At 51.0% G+C, this 25,457-nt stretch carries 27 protein-coding genes; 10 read left to right on the top strand and 17 right to left on the bottom strand.

Translation table 11 applies throughout. From position 1 onward, the window contains the following. Positions 1-87: 87 nt before the first annotated feature. Both ACEN2G_RS04380 and ACEN2G_RS04375 read right to left on the bottom strand, forming a co-directional pair. Entirely contained in the window at positions 88-339 is a 252-nt protein-coding gene (locus tag ACEN2G_RS04380; RefSeq protein WP_442020337.1) for a YkgJ family cysteine cluster protein, read from the bottom strand. Positions 340-348: 9 nt separating this feature from the next. Next, positions 349-948 carry a gamma-glutamylcyclotransferase gene (locus ACEN2G_RS04375; protein WP_442020249.1) on the bottom strand — a complete coding sequence of 200 codons (600 nt, stop codon included), beginning with the start codon at positions 946-948 and terminating at the stop codon, positions 349-351. A gap of 176 nt (positions 949-1,124) precedes the next feature. Between ACEN2G_RS04375 and ACEN2G_RS04370 the strand changes: the two genes are divergently transcribed. Together ACEN2G_RS04370 and ACEN2G_RS04365 are read left to right on the top strand one after the other, a co-directional pair. After that, a complete protein-coding gene (locus tag ACEN2G_RS04370; protein WP_442020248.1) occupies positions 1,125-1,499 on the top strand; it encodes an acetyl-CoA sensor PanZ family protein in 375 nt (124 codons plus the stop codon). Between the two features lie 133 nt (positions 1,500-1,632). After that, positions 1,633-2,994 (top strand): class II fumarate hydratase, encoded by a 1,362-nt coding sequence (locus ACEN2G_RS04365; RefSeq protein ID WP_442020247.1) that lies wholly within the window; start codon positions 1,633-1,635, stop codon positions 2,992-2,994. 207 nt (positions 2,995-3,201) lie between these two features. Here ACEN2G_RS04365 and glpX read toward each other — a convergent pair whose 3' ends face one another. The 6 genes from glpX to ftsY form a co-directional block, all read right to left on the bottom strand. Further along, entirely contained in the window at positions 3,202-4,209 is a 1,008-nt protein-coding gene (gene glpX, locus ACEN2G_RS04360) for a class II fructose-bisphosphatase (RefSeq protein WP_442020246.1), read from the bottom strand. Between the two features lie 35 nt (positions 4,210-4,244). Further along, positions 4,245-4,895: a carbonate dehydratase gene (can, locus tag ACEN2G_RS04355; protein ID WP_442020245.1), complete on the bottom strand. Its 651-nt coding sequence runs from the start codon at positions 4,893-4,895 to the stop codon at positions 4,245-4,247. 87 nt (positions 4,896-4,982) lie between these two features. Then, entirely contained in the window at positions 4,983-5,840 is an 858-nt protein-coding gene (rpoH, locus tag ACEN2G_RS04350; RefSeq protein WP_442020336.1) for an RNA polymerase sigma factor RpoH, read from the bottom strand. A gap of 194 nt (positions 5,841-6,034) precedes the next feature. Next, positions 6,035-6,982: a permease-like cell division protein FtsX gene (ftsX, locus tag ACEN2G_RS04345; protein WP_442020244.1), complete on the bottom strand. Its 948-nt coding sequence runs from the start codon at positions 6,980-6,982 to the stop codon at positions 6,035-6,037. Beyond that, positions 6,979-7,644: a cell division ATP-binding protein FtsE gene (gene ftsE, locus ACEN2G_RS04340; RefSeq protein ID WP_442020243.1), complete on the bottom strand. Its 666-nt coding sequence runs from the start codon at positions 7,642-7,644 to the stop codon at positions 6,979-6,981. Before ftsE ends, ftsX begins: the two co-directional genes overlap by 4 nt. Then, entirely contained in the window at positions 7,645-9,480 is a 1,836-nt protein-coding gene (gene ftsY, locus ACEN2G_RS04335; protein WP_442020242.1) for a signal recognition particle-docking protein FtsY, read from the bottom strand. Between the two features lie 133 nt (positions 9,481-9,613). Here ftsY and rsmD point away from each other — a divergent pair, with 133 nt between their 5' ends. Both rsmD and ACEN2G_RS04325 read left to right on the top strand, forming a co-directional pair. Further along, positions 9,614-10,207, top strand: coding sequence for a 16S rRNA (guanine(966)-N(2))-methyltransferase RsmD (gene rsmD / locus ACEN2G_RS04330; protein WP_442020241.1), 594 nt, complete (start codon positions 9,614-9,616; stop codon positions 10,205-10,207). After that, a complete protein-coding gene (locus tag ACEN2G_RS04325) occupies positions 10,204-10,530 on the top strand; it encodes a DUF1145 domain-containing protein (protein ID WP_442020240.1) in 327 nt (108 codons plus the stop codon). Before rsmD ends, ACEN2G_RS04325 begins: the two co-directional genes overlap by 4 nt. Here the strand turns inward: ACEN2G_RS04325 and ACEN2G_RS04320 are convergent. Then, entirely contained in the window at positions 10,527-10,850 is a 324-nt protein-coding gene (locus ACEN2G_RS04320; RefSeq protein WP_442020239.1) for a putative signal transducing protein, read from the bottom strand. The genes ACEN2G_RS04325 and ACEN2G_RS04320 overlap by 4 nt on opposite strands. 597 nt (positions 10,851-11,447) lie before the next feature. On the opposite strand from ACEN2G_RS04320, the gene ACEN2G_RS04315 reads away from it, so the two are divergent. Then, complete coding sequence (locus ACEN2G_RS04315) at positions 11,448-12,302, top strand: sulfurtransferase (protein WP_442020238.1); 855 nt, start codon at positions 11,448-11,450, stop codon at positions 12,300-12,302. 195 nt (positions 12,303-12,497) lie between these two features. Here the strand turns inward: ACEN2G_RS04315 and ACEN2G_RS04310 are convergent, their stop codons facing one another. Both ACEN2G_RS04310 and fabR read right to left on the bottom strand, forming a co-directional pair. Beyond that, a complete protein-coding gene (locus tag ACEN2G_RS04310) occupies positions 12,498-12,875 on the bottom strand; it encodes a YijD family membrane protein (protein ID WP_442020237.1) in 378 nt (125 codons plus the stop codon). A 23-nt stretch (positions 12,876-12,898) separates the two neighbouring features. After that, positions 12,899-13,510: an HTH-type transcriptional repressor FabR gene (fabR, locus tag ACEN2G_RS04305; RefSeq protein WP_442020236.1), complete on the bottom strand. Its 612-nt coding sequence runs from the start codon at positions 13,508-13,510 to the stop codon at positions 12,899-12,901. 358 nt (positions 13,511-13,868) lie between these two features. Here fabR and ACEN2G_RS04300 point away from each other — a divergent pair, with 358 nt between their 5' ends. After that, the gene (locus ACEN2G_RS04300) at positions 13,869-15,215 is read left to right on the top strand and encodes a sodium-dependent transporter (RefSeq protein ID WP_442020235.1); all 1,347 of its coding nucleotides are present in this window, start codon (positions 13,869-13,871) and stop codon (positions 15,213-15,215) included. Positions 15,216-15,307: 92 nt separating this feature from the next. Here ACEN2G_RS04300 and ACEN2G_RS04295 read toward each other — a convergent pair whose 3' ends face one another. From ACEN2G_RS04295 to ACEN2G_RS04280, 4 genes are all read right to left on the bottom strand, one after another. Then, positions 15,308-17,368 carry a S9 family peptidase gene (locus tag ACEN2G_RS04295; RefSeq protein WP_442020234.1) on the bottom strand — a complete coding sequence of 687 codons (2,061 nt, stop codon included), beginning with the start codon at positions 17,366-17,368 and terminating at the stop codon, positions 15,308-15,310. A gap of 192 nt (positions 17,369-17,560) precedes the next feature. Continuing rightward, positions 17,561-17,875 carry a YdbL family protein gene (locus tag ACEN2G_RS04290; protein ID WP_442020233.1) on the bottom strand — a complete coding sequence of 105 codons (315 nt, stop codon included), beginning with the start codon at positions 17,873-17,875 and terminating at the stop codon, positions 17,561-17,563. 9 nt (positions 17,876-17,884) lie between these two features. Next, complete coding sequence (locus ACEN2G_RS04285; RefSeq protein ID WP_442020232.1) at positions 17,885-18,067, bottom strand: YnbE family lipoprotein; 183 nt, start codon at positions 18,065-18,067, stop codon at positions 17,885-17,887. After that, positions 18,068-19,909 carry an intermembrane phospholipid transport protein YdbH family protein gene (locus ACEN2G_RS04280; protein ID WP_442020231.1) on the bottom strand — a complete coding sequence of 614 codons (1,842 nt, stop codon included), beginning with the start codon at positions 19,907-19,909 and terminating at the stop codon, positions 18,068-18,070. It lies immediately after the preceding gene. Between the two features lie 142 nt (positions 19,910-20,051). Here ACEN2G_RS04280 and ACEN2G_RS04275 point away from each other — a divergent pair, with 142 nt between their 5' ends. After that, positions 20,052-20,423 (top strand): DUF2500 domain-containing protein, encoded by a 372-nt coding sequence (locus ACEN2G_RS04275; protein WP_442020230.1) that lies wholly within the window; start codon positions 20,052-20,054, stop codon positions 20,421-20,423. Here the strand turns inward: ACEN2G_RS04275 and ACEN2G_RS04270 are convergent, their stop codons facing one another. After that, entirely contained in the window at positions 20,424-20,852 is a 429-nt protein-coding gene (locus ACEN2G_RS04270) for a DUF411 domain-containing protein (RefSeq protein ID WP_442020229.1), read from the bottom strand. 150 nt (positions 20,853-21,002) lie between these two features. On the opposite strand from ACEN2G_RS04270, the gene ACEN2G_RS04265 reads away from it, so the two are divergent. Then, positions 21,003-21,392 carry a SirB2 family protein gene (locus ACEN2G_RS04265; protein WP_442020228.1) on the top strand — a complete coding sequence of 130 codons (390 nt, stop codon included), beginning with the start codon at positions 21,003-21,005 and terminating at the stop codon, positions 21,390-21,392. 74 nt (positions 21,393-21,466) lie between these two features. Here ACEN2G_RS04265 and ACEN2G_RS04260 read toward each other — a convergent pair whose 3' ends face one another. Then, the gene (locus tag ACEN2G_RS04260) at positions 21,467-23,029 is read right to left on the bottom strand and encodes a M14 family zinc carboxypeptidase (protein WP_442020227.1); all 1,563 of its coding nucleotides are present in this window, start codon (positions 23,027-23,029) and stop codon (positions 21,467-21,469) included. A 200-nt stretch (positions 23,030-23,229) separates the two neighbouring features. Between ACEN2G_RS04260 and ACEN2G_RS04255 the strand changes: the two genes are divergently transcribed. Beyond that, complete coding sequence (locus ACEN2G_RS04255) at positions 23,230-24,189, top strand: helix-turn-helix transcriptional regulator (protein WP_442020226.1); 960 nt, start codon at positions 23,230-23,232, stop codon at positions 24,187-24,189. Between the two features lie 98 nt (positions 24,190-24,287). Next, on the top strand, positions 24,288-25,379 hold the full coding sequence (gene ftsZ / locus ACEN2G_RS04250) for a cell division protein FtsZ (protein WP_442020225.1): 1,092 nt from the start codon (positions 24,288-24,290) through the stop codon (positions 25,377-25,379). The last annotated feature ends 78 nt before the right edge of the window (positions 25,380-25,457 follow it).

Raw genomic sequence — 25,457 nt, 5'->3', positions numbered from 1 at the left:
ATCTGCTCTCTATTTTTCCGTGTTCTTTCGCATTCTTCCGTTGCTGATATGTCTTTTGTTTAGCTTGGCGCCGGGCGCTCGGCGCTACTACCCAGTCGCCATTTCCAGCTCGGTAATCAACCACATTGCCTCTGTTTTAGAGCTGCCACATACATCATTCATGGCTTTAAAACTGGCGCACACCGCTGGCCGTTCTGGCTGACCAAAGATGGCACAGCGCATATCGCTCATTAAATGCAAACACGCCACACCGGCAGGTTTGCCCTTTGGCATGCCCGGTAAGGCGTTACTAATACTGGGCGCGATACAACAGGCCCCACAACCACTGCGACATTCCATCTTCATCTCTTACGCCGTTTGCTTAACCAGTGCCGCCAAGGCAGACACATGCAGATCTGTTACGCCCAACTCTTGCAGCGCACGTTCTAAATTCAATAAATACTCACTATTACTGCCGCTGGGCCCTGTGGCATAAGCAATTTGCGCGGCCATGTCATTCAAGGGGGCTTCACCCAAAAAAGCGGCGTTGTCTGGCGTAGCCAGGTAAATTAAGCCTTCGACTCTCTGCTCTGGCACTTGTGTTGCGCTATCAATAGCCGTTTGTTCAAGCGCAAAGTGAATCGGCACTAATTCACGCAAGTAGCCATTTTTCTCCCGCATATCCAGCTGCGCTAACACGGCGGGCGTGATGCGATACGCCATGCCAGCGCAACGCGCACCCAGCTCGGCAACCAAAGTCACTACACGGCCCGGTGCTTGAGGCGTGCCTCTATGGTCGTGGGAGCCCTGCCAAAAGCGCCGGCTCCAATCAAAAATCCACGCAGGCTTTCGCTCCAGATAGGCAAAGTCTGCCTTCCAGATCAAAGAGCCATAACCAAACAACCAAAACGAGTCGTGCTGGTCAAAATGCGTCATCTGGCCATTATGGCCGCGAGTATCTAAGGTCATATGCTCTCAGTGAAGCGTTGAGGGTAAAGAGTGAGGGGAAAACACTCGTCTTAAGATATGGCGCATTTTGGGGCCAATGTCGTCCTCTTTGCCCTTCACTCTTTACTCTTTACAAGGTGTCTATCTTTAGCTATCCGCAGGCCATGATAAACTAGCGTTTTTCTGAGGAACTCATAATGCGCTTAACTGTACATCGTTTAAACCAAATCCCGACACTGCATCAAGCGCAGGTGGCGCTTATCTTAGAAGACGCTAGCTTGCCCGAGCAGGCAGAGTTTTATCTGGCCACCTTTAATGACAGAGCCGTCGCCTTGGCATGGCGTCTACAGTCAGACCTGCAATTTATTGCCGTGCGCGATATTACGCGCCGCCGTGGCATAGGCCAAGAGCTGTTACGCCAGATTAAGTTAGACACTCAGGCCGCAGGCCTAACTCAACTGCACTGTGATCTCGCCCAAGCGCCAACTCCACAGCAAGCGGGATTGAACGCGTTTTTACAAGCTCAAGGCTTTAACGGTGCGACGGCAATGCTAAGCTGTAATTTAGAATAAAGCTGAAAAATATTAACCGTGTCCAGCCACCAACAGCCATCGGTCTTTTATTTGCTATAGCTTGCAGCTGGGCGCTCGGCGCTGTACCTAATATCGGTTATGCCGCCCTACTTAAGTATTTTAAGGAGATAGCATGAAGATGAGAACCGAGCATGACTCTATGGGCGAGATAAACGTGCCTGTCGACGCCTTATATGGCGCCCAAACCCAAAGAGCCATCAATAACTTTCCTATTTCCGGCCAACCGCTACCAGCAGCCTTTATTAGTGCCGTAGCCTTGCTAAAGGCGGCCTGTGCCCAAGCCAATGGTGAATTAAATCGCTTAGCTGCGCATAAGAGTGCGGCCATTATTAGCGCCGCCGAAGCCGTGATGGCCGGTAAATATCCTGATGCTTTCCCCATTGATGTTTATCAAACCGGCTCTGGCACCAGCACCAACATGAACGTCAACGAAGTATTGGCACACCTAGCGGCGGCACAATTAGGCACGCCGGTCAGCGCCAATGATGACGTTAACATGGGCCAAAGCTCCAATGATGTGATCCCCTCGGCTCTGCACCTGAGTGCCGCCTTGGCGCTATCACGGCAATTACTGCCGGCACTGTTGGAACTAGAACAAGCCATGCTCAGCAAAGGCGAGCAGCTACAACACCAAGTTAAAACCGGCCGCACCCATCTTATGGATGCCATGCCGCTGCGCTTCGATCAGGAGCTGGGCGGCTGGGCTACCCAAGTGCGCTATGCCAGCCACCGCTTAAATGGCCTGCAAAGCCGACTGCAGCAGCTGGCGCTGGGCGGCACCGCCATAGGCACCGGCATTAATGCTGATCCGCGCCAAGCCCAATTGGCCTGCGATTATTTAAATCGAGCTACTGGGTTAAACTTTTGCCCAGCGGAAGATTATTTTTACAGCTTAAGTTGCCAAGATACTGCGGTAGAACTTTCGGGCCAGCTGAAAACCTTGGCCGTGGCGTTAATGAAGATTGCCAACGACTTGCGCTGGATGAACTCGGGCCCGCTGACCGGCTTGTCCGAAATTCAACTGCCGGCCCTGCAGCCCGGTTCTTCCATTATGCCGGGCAAGGTCAATCCGGTGATCCCGGAGGCCGTTGCCATGGTGGCGGCACAGATTATTGGTCTCGACACCGCCAATACCGTGGCCGGTCAGTCTGGCAATTTTCAGCTTAACGTCATGCTGCCGCTGGTGGCCAATAACCTGCTGACCATGACCCAGCTGCTTAGCAAGAGCGCGCCCTTATTAGCAGAGGCCATTGGTGGTTTTACCGTTAACCAAGCGCATATCGATGAGAATTTAGCGAAAAATCCAATTTTAGTGACGGCGCTAAATCCAGTGATCGGCTACGAAAATGCCGCCAAAATTGCCAAACAAGCTTATCAAGAACAAAGGCCGATTTTAGAGGTAGCGCAAGAGCATACCGATATTCCGCTCGAAGAGCTGCGCAAGCTATTAGATCCGGCGGCGTTAACGCGTTGAGGCGTGAGGCGTGAGGCGTGAGGCGTGAGGCGTGAGGCGTGAGGCGTGAGGCGTGAGGCGTGAGGCAAAATATAGTGCACTTTACCTACCATAAATAACAAAAAAGGATGCCTCGGCATCCTTTTTAGATAGTAGCGAACAGTTAACAGCGAAGCATGCTTGGATTTACCCCTCACGCTTTACCCTTCACCCCTCACCGGCGCAGCCCTATAGAATAATATCCTGCAGTGATTGTCGCTTGCGAGATAAGATATGCGTGGAGCGAATGCGGCGCACGGTGCGCGACTTGCCACGGATCACTAAGGTTTCGGTGTGGGCATAAATACCATCACTGCTGATACCTTCCAGCAAGTCGCCCTTGGTAATGCCGGTGGCGGCAAACATAACATTATCGGTGCGCGCCATGTCTTCCAGCTTCAACACCTTGCCCACTTCAATACCCATTTCTTCGCAGCGGGCGATTTCAGCTTTACCTAAGGCCAGGTTTTCTGGGGTTGGCTCTTTTACTTCATAACGCGGCATCAAGCGCGCCTGCATGTCGCCATCCAGTGAGCGTACGGCCGCAGCGGAAATAACGCCTTCCGGGGAGCCACCAATGCCGTACAACATGTCCACTTCGCTCTCTGGCACACACGCCAAGATAGAAGCGGCTACGTCGCCATCGGGAATAGCAAACACGCGCACGCCTAAGGCTTGCATGGTTTTAATGATTTTATCGTGGCGCGGTTTGGCCAAGGTGATCACGGTAAAACGCGACAGCGGCTTGTTCAGCGCCTTGGCAACCGCTTTAATATTTTGTTCAATCGACTTATTTAAATCGATCACACCTTTGGCGCCGGCGCCCACGATCAGCTTTTCCATATACATGTCGGGGGCACGTAAAAATGCGCCCTTTTCACCCACGGCAATCACGGCTAAGGCATTAGGTTGGCCCATGGCCGTCATGCGTGTGCCTTCGATAGGATCGACGGCGATGTCCACTTCATCGCCACCTAAACCGACTTTTTCGCCGATATAAAGCATAGGCGCTTCATCTATTTCGCCTTCGCCTATGACGATCTCACCGCTAATATTAATTTCGTTCAGTACATGGCGCATCGCTGCCACGGCGGCGCCATCGGCGATATTTTTATCGCCTCTTCCCAGCCACTTGTAACCGGCCAAGGCGGCCGCTTCCGTCACCCGAGAAAATTCTATGGCTAATTCACGTCTCATGATATTTCCTAGTGTTCAAGCATTCGCTTAGCGAATCACTTATCTAATATACGCTGCTGCAAGATACGATAGACGTCGGGGGTTTCTTCTTTTTCCGACACGCAAACATCGAGATCATGCAGACGGCCATCTTGAATGCCGTACACCCAGCCATGCACCGACAGCTCTTGGCCGCGTTGCCACGCATGCTGCACTATGGTGGTGCGGCACAGGTTAGCGACTTGCTCAACCACGTTGAGCTCGCATAAGGCATCTTCTCTTCGCTGCTCATCTTCTACGCTGAGCAGGTCTTTACGGTAACGCTGATATAGGTCTTTTAAGCTGGCTAGCCAATTATCAATCAGGCCCAGCTCCGCATCGCCCATGGCCGCTTTTACGCCGCCGCAGCCATAGTGTCCGCAAATAATAATGTGCTTCACTTTCAGCACTTCAACCGCATATTGTACCACCGACAAGCAGTTAAAGTCGGTGTGCATCACCAGGTTCGCCACATTACGATGCACAAACACATCGCCCGGCAATAGGCCCGTAAGCTGGTTGGCAGGAACTCGGCTGTCGGAGCAGCCAATCCACAGATATTCTGGCGCTTGTTGTAACGCTAATTTCTCGAAAAATGCCGGATCTTCGGACTTAATGCGCTCGGACCATTCTTGGTTATTGTCAAACAGCTGCTTGAGTATTCTCATGGGGTTTCCTGCTTTTTCTCTGTTGGAAATAGATTATTGGCGGAAAAAAAGGCCCCTGAGGGCCTTTTCTGTGACCTAAGTAATCACTTAAGAATCCATGGCCGATTTTAATTTTTTGAGTGCGCTTTTCTCCAATTGGCGGATGCGCTCGGCAGAAACGCCATACTCATCTGCTAACACTTGGAGGGTAATTTTTTCTTCTTCATCTAACCAGCGAGCCTGAATAATATGCTGGCTGCGTTCATCGAGTGTGGCCAGTGCGGCGCGCAGACGGCGATTACTGGTTTGCTCCCAGTTATCCGCTTCCACTTGGCGCGCTACATCTGAGCTATGATCTTGCAAATATTGCACCGGCGAGAAGCTAGTATCCCGGTCGTCGTCATCTGACGATAGGTCAAAGGCGGGATCTTGAGCGCTCATCCGCGACTCCATTTCCACTACCTCAGCGGGCAACACGCCTAAGTTCTCAGCCACCATTTCTACTTCGGCTTGGTTAAACCAACCTAAGCGTTTTTTGGATTTACGCAGATTAAAGAATAACTTACGCTGCGCCTTAGTGGTGGCAACTTTGACCACGCGCCAGTTACGCAACACATATTCATGAATTTCGGCTTTAATCCAATGCACGGCAAAAGAGACTAAGCGCACACCCACGTTGGGGTCGAAACGCTTTACCGCCTTCATCAGGCCGATATTACCTTCTTGGATCAAATCCGCTTGTGGAAGACCATAGCCGGAATAACCACGGGCTATGTGCACCACAAAACGCAGATGGGACATGATCATCTGGCGAGCCGAGCTCAAGTCACCATCGTTAAATAAACGCTCGGCCAGTGATTTTTCTTCTTCGGCACTGAGCACGGGAATGGTATTTACTGCCTGAATATAGGCCTCCAGGCTACCTTGAGGAACCAAGGCAAAATGGCGCTGAAAATCTGTAGTCATTGCACTCGTATTCATTATTACATGACTCCGTATTAAGGCTGCGGCAGTACACGCTCTAGATTAGCGTAATAGGATAAGTACTGCTCGTTGCACTGCGGAAAATGTATTTATTTAAACCAAACAGCCAATATCTAGCTTTATAGGGCGTATATAAGACCATATTTGCCCTATAAAGTTCAACTCGCTTATGTGGTTCAGCTGGGTTCTATGGCGCGAATGTGACGGTGCACCGAAAAACCCGACGCCAACAAGCTAAGCAAGGTGCCGGTTAACACCAGCAGTAAACTTTCTTCTAGGTTTAAACCCAGTAAGTTAAAGTCACTCTGATACAAGTCGGCCAGAGAAGTTACTTTATGACTCACCCAAAATACCATTACCAGCGTCAACCACCACGCTAATAGGCCGCCTATAATGCCGTACCACAAGCCCACATACAAAAATGGCCGCTGAATAAAGCGATCCGTGGCTCCCACCAACTTCATCACCTCAATCTCATAGCGGCTATTCAATATATTCAGGCGCAGCGTGTTACTGACCACCAATAACACACCGGTCAGCAGCAAAGCCGCCATGCCCATTACCGCTTGGCGCAGCAAATCTACTATGCCAGACAAGCGCGCCAACCAAGCCATATCGAGGCGTGCGTTTTCCACTATCGGCTCGGCGTTCATATCGGCCAATAACAACTCGGCGGCATCGGGCGTGCGGCCCTGTTCCGATAAATTCAGGATCAACACAGCCGGTAAGGGATTGTCGGCTAATAAATCTAACGCTTCAGAAAAACCTGCCGCGCCCTGAAAATCCTTTAAGCCTTGTTCGGCACTAATGTAGGTCACATTGGCGATATTCTCAGACTTGGCTAAGCGCTTATGTAACTCGGTGATTTGCGCTTCGTCGGCCTTTTGCTGCAAATACAGGCTGATTTGTGCCTTGCTCTGCCACACGGCACTGATCGACTCGGCATTTTTCAGTAACACGTAAAAGCTAGCGGGCAGCGCCAAGCTCACACCCAGCACGGCTATGGTCATCAGTGAGCTAAGCGGCGTACGCCAAATTTCCCCAAGACTGGCAAATAACTGGCGTACGTGATCGAGCACATACATGGCCAAGCGCTGAAACACGGATAACTTATGGCGGCTCATAGCTCAGCCTCCGCGACCAGTCGGCCAGCACTTAAGGTTAAGGTACGATGGCGCTGGGCATTAATCAGCCCCGTATCATGGGTGGCGATGAGTACGCTCACACCTACGCTATTAAAGGCTTCAAACAAGCGCAATATCTCCATCGACAATGCGGGATCTAGGTTACCGGTCGGCTCATCCGCTAACAATAATGACGGCTTATTAACGATGGCGCGCGCTATGCCCACCCTTTGCTGCTCACCGCCGGATAACATAGGCGGAAAGTAGCGGTCTTTGCCAAGTAGGCCGACCTTGTCGAGCGCCGCCGACACGCGACGACGAATATCATTATGGTTATAACCTTCAATCACCAAGGGCAGCGCCACGTTATCAAACACGGTGCGGCCGTTAATCAGATGATGGTCTTGAAAGATCATGCCAATGCGGCGGCGCACATAAGGAATATGGCCGCGCCGAATGCGGCTCACATCTTGGCCATTAAAGAACACCTGGCCGTCGGTCGGTCTTTCCATCACGCTTATCAGTTTAAGTAAGGTACTTTTACCGGCACCCGAGTGGCCGGTCAAATAGGCCATCTCTCCCTTGCCAAGATTAAAACTGACTTTTTGCAGCGCCTGAAAACCACCACTATAAACCTTACTTACCTGCTCGAAGCGGATCATTTATTCGTCCTGACTGAAAAGCGCATCAATGAATTCTCGGGCAACAAAGGGACGTAAATCATCAATTTGCTCACCCACCCCAATGTAGCGGATTGGAATGCCAAATTTATCGGCTACGGCGAAGATAACGCCACCTTTAGCTGTGCCATCTAGCTTGCTCAGTACGATACCGGTAATGGGCACCGCCTCATTAAACACCTTGGCCTGACTGAGCGCGTTTTGGCCGGTGCCGGCATCTAGCGTCAGCATAATTTCGTGCGGTGCGCCGCCATCAATCTTTTGCATCACGCGCACCACTTTCTTCAGCTCATCCATCAAGTGCGCTTTATTCTGCAAACGGCCGGCGGTGTCGACCAGTAACACATCGACCTTACGCGCCTTGGCGGCTTCTACCGCATCGTAAATAACAGAAGCCGCATCGGCACCCGTATGCTGAGCGATCACGGGGATCTTGTTACGCTCACCCCATATTTGTAACTGCTCGACGGCGGCGGCACGGAAGGTATCGCCGGCGGCTAACATCACAGACTTGCCTTCTGCTTGAAACTGGCGAGCCAACTTGCCGATGGTGGTGGTTTTACCCACACCATTCACACCCACCATCAAAATAACATAGGGCTTATGCGCGCTGTCTATGACCAAGGGTTGCTCCACCTTGCTCAAGATACCCGCCATCTCTTCCTTTAATAGCTCATACAGGGCTTCACCGTCTTTGAGCTGACGACGACTGGCTTGGCGCGTTAAATTATCAATAATCGAAAGCGTAGTTTCTACGCCCAAATCTGCCGTTAACAGCTGAGTTTCTAGCTCTTCAAACAGCTCATCATCAATTTTCTTGCCACTAAATAAACCAAAAAAACCAGAGCCTAAGTTTTGACGAGTTTTCAGTAAGCCACTTTTGAGGCGAGAGAAAAAGCCCTTCTTAGGCGCTGCTACAGCCAAGGCTTGCTCTTCTGCTGCAAGACGCTCGACTTCTTCCTCTAAGCGAGTCTGTTCCGCCGCTTCGGCTTGTGCTTCTGCCGCCAAACGAGCCTGTTCTGCCGCTTCGGCTTCTGCCGCCAAACGAGCTTGTTCCGCCGCTTCAGCTTCTGCCGCCAAACGAGCCTGTTCCGCTGCTTCGGCTGCTGCCGCTAAGCGGGCTTGTTCTGCCGCTTCAGCTTCTTCCGCCAAACGAGCCTGTTCTGCCGCTTCGGCAGCGGCCGCTAAGCGAGCTTGTTCCGCCGCTTCGGCTTCTTCCGCCAAACGAGCCTGTTCTGCCGCTTCGGCTTCTGCTACCAAACGAGCTTGTTCCGCCGCTTCGGCTGCTGCCGCTAAGCGGGCTTGTTCCGCTGTTTCGGCTGCTGCTTCGGCGACCAAGCGCGCCTCGGCTGCGGCCGCTAAGCGAGCTTGTTCCGCCGCTGCAAATTCGTCTGCCAAGCGCGCCTGTTCGGCGGCTTTTGCTTGAGCCTCGGCGGCAGCGGCCAGTTTTGCTTGCTCAGCAGCGTCAGCCTGAGCCGCTAGTCGTGCCTGCTCCGCTGCGTTAAATTCTGCAGCCAAGCGCTCATGTTCAGCCGCTTCGGCAACTTCGGCCAATCTGGCTTGCTCTGCCGCTTCAGCTTCCAGCGCTAGTCGTGCTTGCGCAGCGGCTTGTGCTAATCGAGCTTGTTCCGCGGCCTCGGCCTCTGCTACCAAGCGAGCCTGTTCGGCGACGTCAACTTCTGCCTGTAATCGTGCCTGCTCTGCGGCTTCGGCCTCGGCGGCTAAACGTGTTTGTTCTGCCGCCTGCTCTGGCGTGGGTGCTGGCTGTTCTTTGTTTTTGCCAAAGCCAAACCAAGATAAAATACCTTTTTTTGCCATTATGTTATTACTCACAAATGTCGGGGGGAGATTAGAGCTGGCCGTGGCTCTGTCCCTTCTTTAGAATACACAGCACCTTGAGGGTGCAAAACAGCCCTCATACTAGCACTTTATTGAAAGACGGCGAAACGAGATGGCAAAAGGAAAACCGGTAAAAAAAGCCACGGCAGCCACGGGACAAATTCGTGTGATTGGCGGCCAATGGCGCGGACGAAAATTACCCGTGCTCAACAGTGAGGGCTTAAGGCCCACCAGTGATCGCACTAAAGAAACCTTATTCAACTGGTTGATGTTCGATATTCGAGAAGCGCTGTGTTTAGACTTGTTCGCCGGCAGCGGCAGCTTGGGTTTTGAAGCCTTGTCTCGCGGTGCCGCCGAGGTGGTGTTAATAGAAAAAGACGCGCAGGTCGCCAAGCAGTTAACCCAAAACTTAGCGAGTTTGCCAGCCGCACCTGGCCGCGTCATCCACCAAGATGCCTTAGCGTTTTTACAAAACCCCGGCCGCGCCTTTGAGGTGGTTTTTTTAGATCCGCCTTTTCATCAGCAATTACTGTCGCAAGCCTGCCAATTACTAGAAACCAATGGCTGGCTGAGTGAGCACGCTAAGATTTATATCGAGCATGAACAGACAGCAGATTTATCATTACCTACAAATTGGCAGCTGTTAAAAAATAAACAGGCGGGCCAAGTGTCCTATCAACTTTATCAAAGAGAAGCCGTGCAATGAATATCATCAATCTAGCCATGCGTTTAATTATGTTGTTATTTTGGTTTGGCGTTATTTATGCCATCGTTGGCCCAGACTTTAAGGAAGTAGGCACTATGCCGCTGATCTTGGGCGCGGTAGTGCTAGTGATGCATATCTTACAAATGCTGATGCTAAAGCAGGCGTCTAAGTTCTTAAACTTAACCGCCAAAGACTACTTATTGGTGTTGGTATTTGGCTCGTTTGCGATGAATCATCACAGAGCGCGCCTCAAAGAAATTTCAGAAGAAAATAAGAAAACCAACGAGAAAAACCGTCAGAAAAAGTCACAGTCTAAAGATTAGTCGTCAGCAGGTGTTGTGGGCTCTTGGCCACACTGCCAGCAAATTTCAAAGCTGCCGGCATTAGGCTCGCTGCAGTGAGTGCAATACCAAGTCGGTTTATTCTGTTGTTGGTAGTCTAAGAGAATTTGCTGAGCTTGGGTTGCTTGGTGGCGTTTCACTAAGATGCTCACTTCTATGGCATTAACGGGCAACTCTCCCAAGGCGCCGGCGAGTGCCTCGCCTTTTAGCTGTACCTCTATACCAGAGACTTCCAAGGCGCCTTTTAACATGTGCGCTTCTAAACTGTTGATAGCTTGATAAATAGCGTGCCACTGACTCATGCTTGTTCGACCTTTATTCAGTCTTAGATTGCGAATTTTACAATAGAAAAAGGGGATGACAGTTGTCATCCCCTTTTGGGTTGTCGTTCGGCTCAAATCCTTAAACCAATGTTGCTCCCTGCAATCCTTGACATACTACCTTATCCTTAAGGCCTTTCCTCATACCGATCCGTCGGCGTGTCCTGTGTCATCCTGACTGCGACTCATCCTGAGCTGCGTGACTGTCTCCATCCTGGAGGTGTCCCTTGCCGCTTACTGCGGTATTCCTTTCGCCATACTTGGCAAGCCTGTCTTCCTAACTGGCTTCCTTGCTCCCTGCACGAGTAACTATACAGGCTTTTATGCGCGTCTCAAGATAAGAAAACTAAGTGCAATTTGCGAAAAATGATCCATATAATCGTAATCTATTGATTTAAATAAACTTGATATTTTTAACAGTTATAACGTCGGCCATAAATCCATTTTCACTGTCGCACTCTTAAGATTAATCTCACACCAACAATGGCCAATGTCTTACAAAGGTAGGTTTGATAAAAATGTAGCTCCGCGGGACGAGCCGCTTAGGATAAGATTATCGGTAAAATAGGAGCAATAAACATGACAGCTTTATCACTATCAGGTGCCTTAGTGGATGCAGCTTGGCTCGCGACACACTTAGATAATCCCGATTTAGTCGTATTAGATGCTAGTTGGCATATGCCAGCGGCACAACGTTCAGGCGAGAGCGAATGGCGCCAACAGCGCATTACAGGGGCGCATTTTTTTGACTTTGACAAAGAGATAGCGGATCACAGCAGCGCTTTGCCACATATGCTGCCTAGCGCCGCACAATTCTCTGAGCAAGTATCGGCGCTCGGCATTAACAATCAGCAAACTATCGTTATCTACGACAGCAGCGGTATTTTTGCCGCCCCTCGTGCTTGGTGGATGTTTAAAGCCATGGGGCATGAACAGGTCGCCGTGTTAGATGGCGGCTTGCCTAACTGGCTGGCGCTTGGTTTGCCCGTGGATAACACGCCGCCAACGCCGGCAGTACCCAGTAAGTTTATCGCAGAATTGCAACCAAACTGGCTCGCCGACGCCCATCAAGTACAAGCGGCGTTAACCCAAGCTGACTACCGCATTTTAGATGCCCGCAGCCGTGAGCGCTTTAGCGGACAAGCCGCCGATCCGCGAGCGGGCGTGCGCGCCGGTCATATGCCGGGGGCTATGTGCTTACCCTTTGGTGAGCTACTGCAACAGGGACAGTTTTTACCCAAAGAGCAGTTGGCCGCACGTTTAGCACCACTGTTAACCCCGGAGCAAAAGCTGATTTGTAGCTGCGGCTCTGGCGTGACCGCCGCCATTATTGCGCTAGCCGCCTATCACACCGGTCATAAAGACGTTGCAGTTTACGACGGCTCTTGGACCGAATGGGGCGGTTCAGCGCACTTACCTGTGGTCACGGATTAAGCAGTGAAGTGAGGCGTGAAAGTGATAGCCGAGCTAAGCAAAGGGCATGTTTTTGTAGGCGAACGCTTGCTCTCGCATTTCACCGCAGGCAGAATTTCCTCCTCATAATTCGCAACTCACGTTTCACGCCCCAAATAAAAAGCCCGCCAAATGGCGGGCTAATCGTCGTTTTTAAGATCAGAGTTAAGGCGAGTGTTAAGACTTAACGTCGTCTGCGGCATCAGGACGTGCGGCCACACCCATTTTTAATGCCAGCCAAATCACCAGAATCAAAGTCACCATCACCGATAAAAAATTGGTACCCATTTCAGGAAACTCGGTACGCAATATGGCCGAGTAACTAAACACGCCAATTAAAAAAGCGAGTAAGGTACAAAGTGGCGTGTCACCTTCCATAGGCACGGTCAGGTATTCCTGATAGAGCTGACGAGCTGCTAGTACTAAGGCTATGATAGGAAAAAGAGAAAATGCTACTTGGCTAACGCTTAGCGCTGCCAATGTGCCATTACCGCACAGGCCAACAAGTAGCGCTAATAAGATAGGTTTGCGACGAATATTCTTGGTAACTGACATGGTCATCCTTCCTAATATCGGGCCTAAAGCCGCTTTGCTTTATTGTATGCATCTGCGCCCTTGGCAATAATTCGCAGTTGCAAGGTCATGCGCTCGGCCAAGGCCGCACGCTCACTCTCGTTCATATCCAGCGCTTCTGCTCCAGCACTAAATACAATGGTGACCATAGCTTGGGCCTGCATTTCTGCATAGCTGCGGCTAGTTTGTTGCTTTTCTTCTAAATAATCTGTGAGTTCAGCGGTAAAATGCTGAATTTCCCGGGCCACGGCTTGGCGAAAGGCCGCCGAGGTACCCGAGCGCTCCCGCAGTAGCAAGCGAAACACATCTGGGCTGCGCTCGATAAATTCCATAAAGGTTTTTATCGAGATTTGGATAACACTACCACCATCGGCAATGCGTTGACGAGCTTGGCGCATCAATTGCCGTAATGTTAGGCCACCCTCGTCGACCAAGGTCAGCCCTAGCTCTTCCATATCTTTAAAGTGACGATAAAAAGAAGTCGGCGCCAAACCCGCTTCTCGCGCGACTTCTCTGAGGCTTAGGCTCGAAAAACTGCGTTCGGCGCTCAGCTGGCTAAAAGCGGCATTAATGAGCGTACGACGGGTTTTTTCTTTTTGTGTAGCGCGAATACCCAAGACACACCAAAATCTAACCTGTTAATGAGGCTGATCATACCCCTTTGTGCAGATTTGGTCAGCCCTGTTTGGTCATTTTTTGATTACTGTGCACGCCGCTATGTCGCGACAGTAAACCAAAGGGTCCGATTGAGGCATTAGGTACTTAATTTCTCCGCCAAGGTTAAACTAGGCTATGCCAAAGACAGCACTCACAGGCTAAACACCTTATTTTTTGCTGAAAAAACACCAACAATCACCTATATTGCCTCAGCAAACTCCCCCACACGGACAGAAACGCCGCCCAACACCCGAGTTGGCACAATTTTAATTGGGCAGTGCATACACCAAATATAATAGCCAGCAGGAGCAGCAAGACGTGGAAAAAAGGGCACAATTTAGCAGTAAACTCGGATTCGTGATGGCCGCCGCCGGATCCGCCATCGGAGTGGGTAATATCTGGGGTTTTCCCACCCAAGCCGCCAGTAATGGCGGCGGAGCCTTCTTGTTGGTCTACCTGCTGTTTATCTTCTTGTTAGGCTACCCCATGTTGGTCGCAGAAATCACTATCGGCCGTTATGGCCAAGCTAACCCCTTTCGCGCCTTACAAAAACTCACTGCCAATAAGAGCTGTAAGCTGATCGCCGGTTTCGTGGGCTTGGCTTCTATTCTTACCGTCAGTTTTATTTTTACCTTTTATGCCATCGTTTCCGGCTGGTTTGTGGCCTTTGCGGCTGAGCCCATCGCCAGCCTCGTGGGCGCAGACGGCTCAGCTTTGTGGATGACAGAATTTTCCACCGCCCGTAACTTGTTGTTTACTCTATTGTTCGCCTTGCTTAGCCTGTATGTGGTGAGCCGAGGTCTTGAGCAAGGCATCGAGAAGTGGTCAACGCGACTGATGCCATTATTGTTTTTAATGTTGCTTGTGCTCACCGGCTATATGTTGCTGCAACCCGGCGCCAGCGAAGGTTTAAAAGTGTACTTAGTGCCAGATTTTAATCGGGTGCTCAGCCGTGAGGTGCTGATAGGCGCGCTGGGGCAAAGCTTTTTCTCCTTATCCTTAGGCGCTGCAGTAATGATGCTTTATGGTTCTTACTTAAATCGCCAAGCGAACATTCCTGCACTGGCGGCGCAAGTAACCTTGCTCGATACCGGCGTGGCTTTTATGGCAGGTTTGCTGATTTTACCGGCTATGTATGTGGCACAACATAACGGCGTGACTATTTTTGCCGACGACGGCAGCTTGCTGAGCTCAGACACCTTAGTGTTTTCTGTATTGCCCGCCTTATTTAACACCATGGGTGCGGCACAATATCCGGTCGCCTTCGCCTTTTTCATGCTCATGATAGTGGCCGCGCTCACCTCGGCGATTTCTATGTTAGAGGCGCCAGTATCCTTGGTATTGGAGTCGTCAACGTTATCACGCATTAAAGCCACTTGGTTGGTGACCGCCGTGTGTACGCTGTTTAGTGTGGTGATTGTGTTTAACTTTGGCAGCTTGTTTGGTTTGGTGATTACCATTACCACTCAGTATGCTCAGCCCTTGGTGAGCATGTGTATTACCCTTTACGCCGGTTGGGTGTGGCGACGCAATGCGGTACTGACCGAAATGCAACAAGGTAATCCAGAATTAGCCCAAGGCCTGTTCTGGAAAATCTGGCCCTGGTATGTGCGCTTCGTCTGCCCGGCATTAGTGCTGCTGGTGATAGTGCAGTCGTTTAGTTAACGGATGTGAGGCGGGAGGGGTGAAGAGTGATGGGTAAAAACCTCATCTACTGCGGCCTGATGCCTATCGCCTCTCTCCTCACTATTTACCCCTTACGGTTTAGCCAAATCTAACAAAAAGGCGTATTCGCGAGCCAGTTCGTGATAGGCCTCAAAACGCCCCGATTTACCGCCGTGGCCGGTGTCCATGTCGCAATGCAGCAGTAATAAATTGTCGTCAGTTTTTAGCTCACGCAGCTTGGCCACCCACTTGGCCGGCTCCCAGTATTGCACCTGAGAATCATGAAAACCCGTAGTGACCAATAGATGAGGATAAGCCTGTGCCTGCACTTGGTCATAGGGGCTGTAGGATTTAATGTAATGATAAAACTCCGCCTGTGCCGGATTGCCCCATTCATCAAACTCGCCTGTGGTGAGCGGAAGACTCTCATCCAGCATAGTCGTGACCACATCTACAAACGGCACCGCCGCCACTACGCCATGATATAACTGCGGCGCCATATTGACGACACCCGCCACCAGCAGGCCACCGGCACTGCCACCGGCCGCATACACCCTATTTTTATCCCCGTAGCCCTGAGCCGTTAGCGCTTGAGTAACATCGATAAAATCATTAAAGCTATTTTGCTTACTGAGTAAACGACCTTGCTCATACCAGTTTCGGCCCAGCTCTTCGCCGCCGCGTACGTGGGCGATGGCATAGACGAAGCCGCGATCTAATAGGCTCAACCGTGAGGCGCTAAAGTCCGAGTCCATGCTGGCACCGTAAGCGCCGTAGCCATAGATCAGCAGGGGATTAGTAGTGTTATTCGCCGCTCGCTTAAATAAGTTAGCTTTGTATACCAAAGAGACCGGCACTTGCTCGCCGTCGCGCGCGCGTACCCAGATGCGCTCACTGCGATAATCTGCACCGCTAAATTGCTCGCCGGCATATTCTTGCTTCAGCTCGCGGCGTTCTTGAGTATCCATATTGACTTCATACAAGGTCACGGGCTGCGTCATAGACGAATAGCCGTAACGCAGCCAAGGGCTGTCGGCCTCAGCATTCACATCCAGCCAAGTAACATAAGTCGGGTCATCAAAGCTTATCGGATGTTCAAGATCTTGGCTGTGATGCAATTGGCGCAGCTGGGTTAAGCCTTGGCTGCGTTCTTCTAACACCAACCAATCTTTAAACAGCGTAAAACTTTCGAACAACACCTCGGCGCGAGCCGGCACCCGCGTTTGCCAACGATCGGGAGAGCTGGCGTTCGCTGTCGTTTGATAGAGACCAAAATTCACGCCGTCTTTATTAGAACGCACATAAAACTGGCCTTGATAGTGCTCCACTTCATATTCGTGCCCCCGTTGGCGCGCCAAAAACAGCCGTACCGCTTGGGTCGGTTCGTTGGCAGAGATTAAGCTAATTTCGCTAGTCAGCGTGCTCCACGCACCTATCACCACATAATCTGTGGAGCGACTCTTGTAAATGCTGGTATAAAAGCTGGGATCGCTTTCTTCATACACCAAGACATCTTGGCTTTGCGGCGTGCCTAAGGTGTGGCGATAGACCCGATACGGCAGCAGAGTGTCGGGGTCTTGATGCACATAAAACAACGTCTGATTGTCGTTGGCCCACACCAAGTTGCCCGAAGTGTGCTCTAGCACTTCGTCATAGAGCTCGCCTGTGCTTAAGCGTTTAAAACGAATTTGATATTCACGGCGCGACACAAAGTCTTCGGCAAAGGCCAACAGTTGCTGATTAGGGCTAACCGCTAACTGGCCTTGATCGTAATAATCTTGGCCCTCGGCTCGCTCGTTGCCATCCAGCAGCAATTCTACCTGCTCCGGCTGGCCATCCCGATAGCGCTCTAGCAGCGCATACTCAAAGCCCGATTGATAGCGACTCTGATACCAGTAGCCATTTTTACGATAAGGCACAGAGCTGTCATCGGGGCGCAGCCGGGCAATCATTTCTTGGTACAAGGTGTCTTGCAACGCTGCGAGCGGCGCTAAGGCCTGCTCTGTATAGTGGTTTTCTTGCTCAAGATAAGCCAACACTTCGGGGCTGGTGCGCTCGTCATCACGCAACCAATGGTAGTGATCGATACGAGTGTCGTTATGTTGAGTCAACAAATGAGGAATTTTTTGAGCAAATGGTGGCGTTACAGACACATCAAAACCTTTTTATGAGAATACGGGAGGGGTAAATCGTGAGGAGTGAGGCGAAAACAGAGCGCCAAGTTAAAAAATAAATACCCGATGAAGCATGATAGAAAGAGAAGATCACAGACTAGAGGGGCGGCGGGTGACGGGGGTTTTCTCGTCCACCTCACCCATTACCCCTCCCGCCTCACCTTGTTTCAGCTACTTTTTGCGCCAACTGCCGTCTGCCAGCTGAATATAATAGCCCGCCTGAGTGCGCTCTATGTTGTACTGACCGGCACGGCTTTGCACTATGGCCAAACTAGTGCCGGTACGCTGGGCAATCTCTTGATAACTGGCCAAGCGTTTACGATTAATATCGTTCGCGACAGCCGTCACCTCACCACTGCCCCGCACCACGCCCACTAGTCCATTTAATTGCTCGCCCACTAACCCTTGCTGCTTAGCTTGTTGTAAGTCGAGCGCCCAAGCTGAAAAGCTTAACGCTGCCGCAAACATGATAATTAACCAACGCATAGTCACTCCTTAGAACAAGCCTTTTTCTTGTTCAAACAATTGTTCCAGCTCTCTGTCAACTTTAACGCGGATCTCATGGTCGACTTTGACGTTTAAATTCACGGTAATGGGCTTGTCTGGCACCACTATTTCTACCCGAGGCGTGCAGCCACTCAGTAGTAACAGGCCAGCGATGGCCGCATATTTTATCATTTACTCACTCTCCCCCTGAAGGTTAGCCGGCAATCGCTCAGTTAAATCCTTAGCAAAACGCAGACTGGCCAGCAACTGTAACAGGTTTTCTTGATGGTTATAATTGAAGTTAACGGCATGTAATTTACCCTTCACAGGCGCGCGTCCAATGAGCTGGCTTGTAATGTTGGCCTCACCTGTTTTGGCCATGGAAATATTGGCGCTGAGCCGGTCGTAGCGCAAGTCACTTAACAAACCTAAGGTCAGGCCTAAGGAGATATTCGCCTCGCCGGTCGCAATTAACTGCGGGCTGGCTTGATAAGAGATCCAGCCATCATGGCTCTCGGCGCGGCCATTTTTTATGCTCAGCCCTTGGTCATACACAAAAGGCAGCCGTCCTTTAAGTAGACCACTGCCGGTCAGGCCAGTCACACTGGCATAGTTCAGCAGTTTTTCGAGGGAAATATCACTAAAGTGAGCTTCCCCTGTTGGAGTACGCGTTAATGCCATGGGCGATAGCGCTAATTGACCACCCAGTAAATGTGCCGTAAGCCCCTGAAGCTCTATGCCTTCTGCTTGCCAACGCCATGCACCCTGAACATTGGTAACAGGCACACCCAGCGCTAACTTAGCCGCTGACATCGCCTGAGGGCCTAAGCTGCGCCAGCCCTGTTGACCATTCCAGCTAAGTTTCAGCTTAGCCGCCAGTTGTTCGAGCTGTATATCGCCATACTTAAGCTGCCCGTCGGTGAGGTGGGCGTGGACTAAAATCGGCTGTTTATTATTTAAGAGATTGGCCGCGCTCAAGGACACCTGTAATTGGCCTGCCTCTGTGTTTAAGGCCACAGGCAGTCTCAGCCAAGTCGTTAGCCAAGACCACGTACTGGCAGCAGAGACACTCTGCGCCGGCACGGTTAACGCCAAGCCTTGGTGATAACGCCAATGTCCAGTTAACTGCAGGTCAGGCGCAAGCTCTGCTCGCACTTGGCCTTGTAAATTGTCGAGGCTAGCGCCCTCCAGTTGCAGGCTAGCCGCCGGAACAGGCTGTTTTTTCCAGACTCCCGGCTGCCAACTGACGCTCGCCTGCCACGGCTTATCGAGTGCCAGTGCACGCTCTGGCGTTAGCGTGAGCTGATTAAGGACCAGATCTTTCCATTTAAGGCTGGGCACACTGAGCCGAGAGCGGGGTAACAGCTGCCAGCCATCACCGACTTGTTCAGCCATCAAGGCTAGCTGCCAATTTCCCACTAACGGCGTAGGTAAGGCGCCATTTACATTAAGCGTAACCGGCTGTTCGGGTTGCCAGCCGCCGCTAATACCAAAGGGTTGGCGCAAACTCGGGGTAAATAACGCCCCGGGCAGCTCACCTTGCCAGCGCCAGCCTTGGCGGTCGGGGGTGATCGCAAGCTTGGTATTACCGGCACTACTCTGCCAAACCACATTTAATTGCTGCTCCTTATGGTGAAGCTCGGCGGGCCCACTAAAACGCCCCTCTGGTAACTGTAAGGTCAGCGTATCTATGGTGAAGTCGATGGCAGGCAGCGTCAGCAGTAAGGATAAAGCATCCTTATTGGCCGGTTCGGCATTACTATTAAGGCGAGTGGTCAGCCGACTCTGGGAGCAGGTTAAATCCAGACTCAATTGTGCCAAATGGCCCTGCACTTGGCCGTTAATCAGACTGAGACTGAGCTTACTAGCCTGCTCTTTAGGGCAAGCGGTGACGCTCGCAGCATGCAGGTCGACGCTTATCTCTACCTGAGACAGCGCGTTTTGAAACACAACGTCCTCCGACCATGCCGAGGCATGAACCGAACTATTGAGCAACAATAATAGAGCGAGCGCTACACCTATGCTTTGTATCATTAGCTAACTCACGGCCTCCTTTACTTCATGGGCTTATGTACCTTCATTTACTTTATGGGCGTATGTTCCATCAGACGCAAATGAAGTGCACTGAACCAGAGTAAGCGGCACTTAACCAGCACGACATCATAAGGGGAATGCGATGAGCAAACTGGTGTTTTGGGTAATTATTTTCATTGCCATCTTAGTACTGGGGCGGCGCTTGAGCGGGCATTTTTTTAATGATGCCCAAACGCAGCACAGCCTGCCGGTATTAATCGCCGCTAAGCAGACTCGGGAATTTATGGGCTTACCCCCTCAACAACAAACCGAGCCGCCACCACCCCGAGTCAATTATTATGTTACTTTTCGGCCTCTAGCCGGGGCGGATGAAAAAGAGTTTCAGGTTAGCCGGCTTCTTTATGAACAATTGCTGCCCGAGCAAACCGGTGTCTTGGTCTTTCAAGGCTCGCGCTTTATTGCTTTCGAACCGGATAGCGCTCACCAACACCACACCCCAAAAACAACCCAATAACTAGCCAGGATAACGCTTAAATACCTGGGTATTGCCGACGTTATCAAAACTCAATACTTCATAAGGCGTACCGGGTATGTCCATGCCGGGTGCACTTTGTGGCATACCGGGAATGGTCAAACCGCGCACGGCGGACTTTTGTTCTAATAACTGACGCACGTCCGCAGCCGGCACATGGCCTTCAATCACGTAGCCATCAATCAAAGCGGTATGGCAAGAAGCCAGCTCTGGCTTTACGCCGACCCGCTGTTTAATAGGTTGCATATTCTCGTGGTCAATCACTGTTACTTCAAAGCCCGACTCTTGCATATGACTAACCCAATCTTCACAGCAACCACAAGTGGGAGACTTGTAAACGGTCAGCGAGGCGGCGAATACCGGACCGGTCAATAGTGCGGCAAAACCGCCATAAATGAGAGTTTTCAGCATAATAAGGGTATTTTCCTAATTAAAGAGTGTGGTGGCCGCTAACTTAACGCTGCTTTTAACGTACCGCCTTGATGCAGAGCAGTATTTCACACTACCACAAAAGCGGTTCCTGCTATCATGGTTGTCTCGTTCGTCTTTCTTGGAGTTATTATGCCTTACGTGGCCATTAAGCATGCGCACATGATGTTTGCGCTACTCAGTATTACCCTCTTTATGCTGCGCGCTTGGCTGGCATTGCCCGCCCCAGAACGCATCAAGAGTAAGCTGCTAAAAATATTGCCCCACATTATCGATACCCTGTTGCTGGCAATGGGCGTATGGCTGGCGGTGTTAAGTAAGCAGATCCCGTTTGATAACAGCCCTTGGCTCACCGCCAAGGTGATTGGCTTAGTGCTGTATATCGTCGTGGGCACCATCGCTATCAAGCGCGGCAAGACGCGCAATCAGCGTTTGATCGCCACCTTTGCCTCGATTGCGATTTTTGCCTACATCTATGGCGCAGCCGTCAGCAAGTCGCCGCTATCTTGGCTGGCGCTGTAAGGCATACTGCTATAACTCAGCCTTAAATGAGTTCGCTTTTAAACCGCCTCGCGTGCCAACGCAAGGCGGTTTTTTTATGGCTGATGTATGGCCGCAGACGTCATTTCGGACTCAAGCACAGGGAAGACTGGAAACTCACCCAGCGCCAGCCAATCCCAGTTCTGTTCTTGGTACACGGCATTTACTGAGCGCGGATCCAACATTAACGCCGCCAACGGCGCTAATGGCTGGCTCATGGGTACGAGTAGGTCACCCGGCTGCAAATGTGCTTCGGTTTTAATTACCTTTACCTTAGCTTGGATTTTCTCTCGCACTCCGACCCGAGATTTAGGCAAGCGAGCTAACTCAGTGATAGTAATGCGCGCAGCCAATAGCGTGCTCGGCTCGGCCAGCGTTATAAAATCGATATTATGCAGCGTCAGCCAGCGAGCCATACGCTCGCGTTCACGCGTAACCGCATACGCTGCCGGTAAGGCGACCAGATCTTGGCGGACTATGGCCTCGTGATTAGCAAAGCTATGTAACGCTTGATGGCCATCAGCCAAGCGCACCAGCGGTAATTCGACGACCGGCTGATTGGGATTCACGTCAAAACCTACCTTCATGGCCAACACTTGCTCGCCATTAGCGCCAGAATGCCACTCTTGGCGTGCCGCGCGTGCTACGGTCAACAAGGATTCAGCTTCATCACTCACCAACTGCAACATAGTCAGCATACTTAAGTGTTGCTTACGGGTACGTTCACCAATATTGCGCGGCGTGGCATAAGCACCTTGCTTATTGTCTAAGCGATTTTCCACCAAGATCGACACTCGCCCTTGTAGCGCCGCATAGTTACGCAGATTAGTAATACCTAAACCGCCGCGCGCGACGCTTTGCCCAAGCCGAGTGATTTCGCCGCGATAACGACTGGCCGGCAAACCCGCCTTTGATACCCGCTCAATCAACGTCGGCAATAAATGCAGCTCCGTATACTGGCGCAAGCTGGCATCTATATTGGGGTTATTGCCCATATCAAACTGGGCTTCTACATCCGTCATCCAGCCTTGTTCTTTGGTTAAAATGCGCTTCCAAATACCCGACTCATGGGCGTCGTACACCACATCGGGATCAAAATGCTGCAAAGCCTCCACCAACAATTGCGTTTCGCCAGCCTGCAGCGCCACATAATCGATATTGGTATTGTCTTTAGCGGCGTTATAGCGCGACCCTAAATCACGGCCATCAGGGTTAGCCAGCACCACCAGCACTAAATTAAGACGCGCTAATAACGCCTCATGCTGACCGCCCGCCAGCTCACTTGCTAATTGTAACAATGCCTCAGCGCCCGCAGGCTCATTGCCATGTTGTGCGCCTAAGAGCATTACGGTCACTTTGTCGGCTTGGGCCAAGGGCTTGCTTAAGAAGGTCGGCGAATTGGAAAACAGCAGCGCGTCTATAGATCGACCGCCGGCCGAATAGCCAAGATTGACCATTTTGGCTTGGGTATTGGCTGTCGCAAGCGAAGATAAGTGCTGATGTATTGTGTCGCTACTGGCTAAAAACGGTTTATTTTCTGACGCTAAAGCCGCAGCAAACACGGTTGGTGCGCTACCAAACACACTAAAAAACAGCACAAAAATTATGATTTTTTTCATAATTATCCCAATAAGATACTTTAATTTCAATTACTTATATATTAATAACACCACTCATAGCCAGTACTAATGCGCGTCAGGAACAGACCACAAAATCCAAGTTGTAGAAAAATAGCGACACTCTAGACGACAAAGGCTGCGACAGAAGTTGTCACACCCTCAAACTAGGATAGAATCATACCAAGCAAGAGGGCATCACCATGAGTAAGAAGCTATTAAGACAATTGACCCTGGCGCGCTGTGTTCCATACCGTCCGTATAAGCTGACCGCGCGCCAGCTGCAAGAAAAGTTAGAGGAAGAAGGTATTCAGGTAAGTCTGCGTACCGTACAGCGTGACTTAGAAGAAATGTCCGGCATGGGCCTGTTTGATCTCACCTCAGATGATCGCAGCAAACCTCACGGCTGGTGCTTCGAACGCAATGGCTTAAATGACTTTGCTAACTTTATGCCATTGGGCTTAGCGATGGCGCTTAAGACCTGGAATGATCAGGCCGCTGATTTGCTGCCAGCCAGTGTGCTGAACGAACTAAACCCTATTATTGATAAAGCCAATCAGGTGATCAAAGACAGCCAAAGCGAGCTGGCGAGTCGCTGGGTAGAAAACGTAGTTAGCTTGCCTAAACCCTTTGCCGGCAGCCCAGAAATTCGCCGTGCGACCACTATTCGTGATGCACTGTGGCGTGGCCGTAAATTTAGCGCCGAAATTCGCCGCGTGATCAAAGGCCGTACCGTGTGGCTACGTTACGAGCAAGTGAATCCATTAGGTATAGTGGCACGTAAAGACGGCACCATGCTGTTGTGCACAGTGTCTGATATGGACCCAAAAGTTTACGGCATTTCTTTTGAGCACATCAAAGAAGTGGAGCTGACCAGTCGCCCTGTGACGCAGCCTCGTGACTTTAGCGTCAATAAATTGATACGTGAAAAAGGCTACCACGAAGAAGCGGACACCATTCAATTTGTGGGCCGAATTACCAACCCCAATCGTGCCATGATTGAAACGGCTATTCCGGGCAACAACCCTAGGTTGACCCGTTACGACAAGCAGAGCATGATGGTGGAAACTGAAGTCAAAGATTCGCCTGAATTTCGCCGCTGGTTAACAGATATGGCAGGAAAAGTGGAAATACTGGCCCCAGAATCATTGAAAAACAGTTAACCTATCGATACTGATATATTGTTTCTAATATATTATTTGTAAAATATTGTATCCGAGGGCTGATTATTCAGCCCTTTTGTTTTTCCACGGAGTCCCGGATGAGCGACCACCTCTTTTTTGAACCTGCCGAGCCGGAATGTGATGTCATTAATATAGGCGTTATCGGTGTAGGCGGTTGCGGCGGTAATACCGTCAATTTATTAGCAGATAGCGCCTTGCCCGACCGCGTCAACATAGTGGCCATGAATACCGACGCCAAAGCGCTGCAGCAAAGCCGCGTGAATGTACTGCAATTGGGCAAGCTATTAACCCGTGGCCTAGGTGCGGGTGCGCAAGCAGAAGTAGGCCGCCAAGCGGCAGAAGAAAGTATTGAGGAAATCCGTGCCCAACTCCAAGGCGCGGATTTGTGCTTTATAACGGCGGGTATGGGTGGCGGCACCGGCACAGGTGCGGCACCTATAGTCGCGAAAACAGCCAGAGAACTGGGCATAATGACGGTCGCTATCGTCACTCGCCCCTTTGGTTTTGAAGGTAAATTGCGCGCCAAGGCTGCCGACGACGGCCTTAAAGCCTTGTCTGAGCATACGGATGCGCTCTTGGTGTTACCTAATGATTACTTACTGAAAGTATTGGGCTCAAAAACACCCTTGCTGCAAGCGTTTACCGAAAGCAGTAAAGTGATCCAAAACGCCGTTAAGGGCTTAGCCGATATCATAGGTCAAACCGGCCTGATTAATATCGACTTCGCCGACGTGCGTACTATTATGCGCCAGCAAGGTAAGGCGGTAATGGGCATTGGCATTGGCACTGGCGAGAATAAAGTACAAGACGCCACCCAGCAGGCGCTAAATAACCCGTTACTGGAAAGAGTCGAATTAGAGCGTGCCCGTGGTGTGCTGCTCAACGTGGTGGCCTCTATGGATATCGGCTTGGACGATTTCCAAAAAATTGGTGATCAGGTTGCAGAGTGCGTTGGCGAATATGCCACCGTGGTTTCTGGTATCAGCTTAGACCCTAATCTGGTCGACACCATTCAAGTCACTATGATTGCGACCGGCATACAACCGCAACAAGCCACCATAGCTCCTACGCAACAGGCTAAGCCTGAAGCGACAGAATCGGCTCTGAATAAAGAAACCATGCCCGAAGGGCTGGATATTCCGGCCTTTTTACGCCACCGCCAGCAGTAATAGCTAGCGAGCGTCACGCCTAATAAATTGAATAAGCCGATGCAGATCCTGCCTCGGCTTTTTTATGCTGCGCTTCGG

The organism is Oceanisphaera sp. W20_SRM_FM3 (assembly GCF_052119705.1).
Classification (GTDB): domain Bacteria; phylum Pseudomonadota; class Gammaproteobacteria; order Enterobacterales; family Aeromonadaceae; genus Oceanimonas.
This window is presented reverse-complemented; position numbering and strand designations above follow the sequence as displayed.

What these genes read in the sequence shown, in the direction of transcription:
- ACEN2G_RS04255 (WP_442020226.1), top strand. Translation starts at nt 23,230, where the DNA reads ATGAGTAAGAAGCTATTAAGACAATTGACCCTGGCGCGCTGTGTTCCA.
- ACEN2G_RS04380 (WP_442020337.1), bottom strand. Translation starts at nt 339, where the DNA reads ATGGAATGTCGCAGTGGTTGTGGGGCCTGTTGTATCGCGCCCAGTATT.
- ACEN2G_RS04260 (WP_442020227.1), bottom strand. Translation starts at nt 23,029, where the DNA reads ATGAAAAAAATCATAATTTTTGTGCTGTTTTTTAGTGTGTTTGGTAGC.
- ACEN2G_RS04265 (WP_442020228.1), top strand. Translation starts at nt 21,003, where the DNA reads ATGCCTTACGTGGCCATTAAGCATGCGCACATGATGTTTGCGCTACTC.
- ftsE (WP_442020243.1), bottom strand. Translation starts at nt 7,644, where the DNA reads ATGATCCGCTTCGAGCAGGTAAGTAAGGTTTATAGTGGTGGTTTTCAG.
- ACEN2G_RS04270 (WP_442020229.1), bottom strand. Translation starts at nt 20,852, where the DNA reads ATGCTGAAAACTCTCATTTATGGCGGTTTTGCCGCACTATTGACCGGT.
- can (WP_442020245.1), bottom strand. Translation starts at nt 4,895, where the DNA reads ATGAGAATACTCAAGCAGCTGTTTGACAATAACCAAGAATGGTCCGAG.
- ftsZ (WP_442020225.1), top strand. Translation starts at nt 24,288, where the DNA reads ATGAGCGACCACCTCTTTTTTGAACCTGCCGAGCCGGAATGTGATGTC.
- ftsX (WP_442020244.1), bottom strand. Translation starts at nt 6,982, where the DNA reads ATGAGCCGCCATAAGTTATCCGTGTTTCAGCGCTTGGCCATGTATGTG.
- ACEN2G_RS04375 (WP_442020249.1), bottom strand. Translation starts at nt 948, where the DNA reads ATGACCTTAGATACTCGCGGCCATAATGGCCAGATGACGCATTTTGAC.
- ACEN2G_RS04365 (WP_442020247.1), top strand. Translation starts at nt 1,633, where the DNA reads ATGAAGATGAGAACCGAGCATGACTCTATGGGCGAGATAAACGTGCCT.
- ACEN2G_RS04280 (WP_442020231.1), bottom strand. Translation starts at nt 19,909, where the DNA reads ATGATACAAAGCATAGGTGTAGCGCTCGCTCTATTATTGTTGCTCAAT.
- ACEN2G_RS04370 (WP_442020248.1), top strand. Translation starts at nt 1,125, where the DNA reads ATGCGCTTAACTGTACATCGTTTAAACCAAATCCCGACACTGCATCAA.
- rsmD (WP_442020241.1), top strand. Translation starts at nt 9,614, where the DNA reads ATGGCAAAAGGAAAACCGGTAAAAAAAGCCACGGCAGCCACGGGACAA.
- ACEN2G_RS04290 (WP_442020233.1), bottom strand. Translation starts at nt 17,875, where the DNA reads ATGCGTTGGTTAATTATCATGTTTGCGGCAGCGTTAAGCTTTTCAGCT.
- rpoH (WP_442020336.1), bottom strand. Translation starts at nt 5,840, where the DNA reads ATGACTACAGATTTTCAGCGCCATTTTGCCTTGGTTCCTCAAGGTAGC.
- glpX (WP_442020246.1), bottom strand. Translation starts at nt 4,209, where the DNA reads ATGAGACGTGAATTAGCCATAGAATTTTCTCGGGTGACGGAAGCGGCC.
- ACEN2G_RS04320 (WP_442020239.1), bottom strand. Translation starts at nt 10,850, where the DNA reads ATGAGTCAGTGGCACGCTATTTATCAAGCTATCAACAGTTTAGAAGCG.
- ACEN2G_RS04310 (WP_442020237.1), bottom strand. Translation starts at nt 12,875, where the DNA reads ATGTCAGTTACCAAGAATATTCGTCGCAAACCTATCTTATTAGCGCTA.
- ftsY (WP_442020242.1), bottom strand. Translation starts at nt 9,480, where the DNA reads ATGGCAAAAAAAGGTATTTTATCTTGGTTTGGCTTTGGCAAAAACAAA.
- ACEN2G_RS04315 (WP_442020238.1), top strand. Translation starts at nt 11,448, where the DNA reads ATGACAGCTTTATCACTATCAGGTGCCTTAGTGGATGCAGCTTGGCTC.
- ACEN2G_RS04325 (WP_442020240.1), top strand. Translation starts at nt 10,204, where the DNA reads ATGAATATCATCAATCTAGCCATGCGTTTAATTATGTTGTTATTTTGG.
- ACEN2G_RS04275 (WP_442020230.1), top strand. Translation starts at nt 20,052, where the DNA reads ATGAGCAAACTGGTGTTTTGGGTAATTATTTTCATTGCCATCTTAGTA.
- ACEN2G_RS04285 (WP_442020232.1), bottom strand. Translation starts at nt 18,067, where the DNA reads ATGATAAAATATGCGGCCATCGCTGGCCTGTTACTACTGAGTGGCTGC.